Source organism: Pseudomonas sp. RGM2987 (genome assembly GCF_022952855.1).
In the GTDB taxonomy this organism is placed as follows: Bacteria; Pseudomonadota; Gammaproteobacteria; order Pseudomonadales; family Pseudomonadaceae; genus Aquipseudomonas.
In genome coordinates this window covers 1-1,662 of sequence record NZ_JALJDX010000034.1, presented here as the reverse complement: position 1 = coordinate 1,662, position 1,662 = coordinate 1, and the positions used below count along the sequence as shown (strand labels likewise).

The window sequence follows — 1,662 nt, the reverse complement described above, 5'->3', positions numbered from 1 at the left end:
CATTGTCAACTGACCCACCGCCTTCGCGAGCAAGCCCGCTCCCACAATGAAAACCCAAACACCAGACAGCACAAAGGGGAGCCGAAGCTCCCCTTTAATTTGTCGTCGCGTGCTCTTTTTTTATTATTGAGGGGCGGCCTGTTATTGTTTTTGGCAGCCGTGGCCCTTTACCGCTGTTTTTGGCGATCCCCATCCGGGATCAAGAGCAAACGTATTTTTTTGAGCGCTGATCTGCTTTTTCGCCTTGCGATCCAACCGATTCGGGAGCTACCTGAAGGTAGTTTTATTGTTCTCTGCCCGGTTGCGGGTTGCTCCTGGAAGCACCCTGAAAAGCACATCTTCTCCAAAAAAATCTGTTAGCTGCGTCTCTGCCGTGTTGTTTTTGTTATGTCAGAGTCGTTTCGTCTTGTTTTTATTGGGTTTGCTGCGTTTTTTTATTCTTGTTATGTCAGAGATATAGCAGGTGGCGTGCCAACTTTTAAAATTCGTTTTAAATCAATGGCTTGAGTTTTCTGACAAAAAATCCTGTCGCTGAAAGCCTGACAAATTGTTTCCGTGTTACTCGTTTCGCCGCCGTTACAAAGTCCGCGGTAACACCTCACTGTGCGCTGCGGGCCTTGGCGACGCGCGAACCGCTGGGGCGACCGAGCACGGCACAGATTTGCTGGCCGGCGCCGATCAGGGCATCCAGGTCGACACCGGTTTCGATACCCAGCCCATTGAGCAGGTACAGCACGTCTTCGGTCGCAACGTTACCGCTGGCGCCCTTGGCATAAGGACAGCCGCCCAGGCCGGCGATGGAACTGTCGAACACCGCGATACCTTCGAGCAGGCTGGCGTACACGTTGGCCATCGCCTGGCCGTAGGTGTCATGGAAGTGGCCGGCGAGCTTGTCCCGAGGCACCTCGGCCCCCACCACCTCGAACATCCTGCGCGTGGCACCGGCAGTGCCCGTGCCGATGGTGTCGCCCAGGGACACTTCATAGCAGCCCATTGCATACAGCTCCCGGGCCACCCAGGCGACCTGCTCAGGCTTGATCGCGCCTTCGTACGGGCAGCCGAGCACGCAGGACACATAACCGCGCACGCTCACGCCGTGCTGTTGGGCGGCTTCCATGATCGGCGCGAAGCGTTCCAGGCTTTCCTTGATGGAACAGTTGATGTTGCGTTGGGAGAAGGCTTCGGACGCGGCGGCGAACACCGCCACCTCTTTCACACCGGCGGCCAGTGCGTCTTCGAACCCCCGCAGGTTGGGCGCCAGGGCGCCATAGGTCACGCCGGGCTTGCGTTGGATCTGGGCAAACACCTCGGCGGAGCCGGCCATTTGCGGCACCCATTTGGACGAGACAAAACTGCCGACTTCGATGTAGCCCAGGCCGGCGGCGCTCAAGGCATCCACCAGGCGCACCTTGTCGGCGACGCTGATGGGTTGCGCTTCGTTCTGCAGGCCGTCACGGGGGCCGACTTCGATCAAGCGTACAAAGGAGGGGAGGGACATGGGGATTGACCTGTAGTGGTGGGCTCGCCAAACCCGGTGTGGGAGCGGGCTTGCTCGCGAAGAACGATGACGCGGACCAGAATCCTACACTACCTTCTCCAGCTTCCTCTCATGTGCCGTCACCTGCTGGCACAGCTCGATCATCTGCTCGCGCATCCAGCGGT

General features: G+C 58.3%; 2 protein-coding genes. One reads left to right on the top strand and one right to left on the bottom strand.

Annotated elements, in window-relative coordinates; genetic code table 11:
• The coding region (locus tag RGM2987_RS00185; protein WP_245138103.1) for a hypothetical protein at positions 1-360 on the top strand (360 nt) is incomplete at its 5' end.
• A 238-nt stretch (positions 361-598) separates the two neighbouring features.
• Here RGM2987_RS00185 and RGM2987_RS00180 read toward each other — a convergent pair.
• Positions 599-1,498, bottom strand: a complete 900-nt coding sequence (locus RGM2987_RS00180; protein WP_245138102.1) for a hydroxymethylglutaryl-CoA lyase — start codon at positions 1,496-1,498, stop codon at positions 599-601.
• Between the last annotated feature and the right edge of the window lie 164 nt (positions 1,499-1,662).

Excerpts from the sequence above, each read along its gene's own strand:
- RGM2987_RS00180 (WP_245138102.1), bottom strand. The coding sequence starts at position 1,498 with ATGTCCCTCCCCTCCTTTGTACGCTTGATCGAAGTCGGCCCCCGTGAC.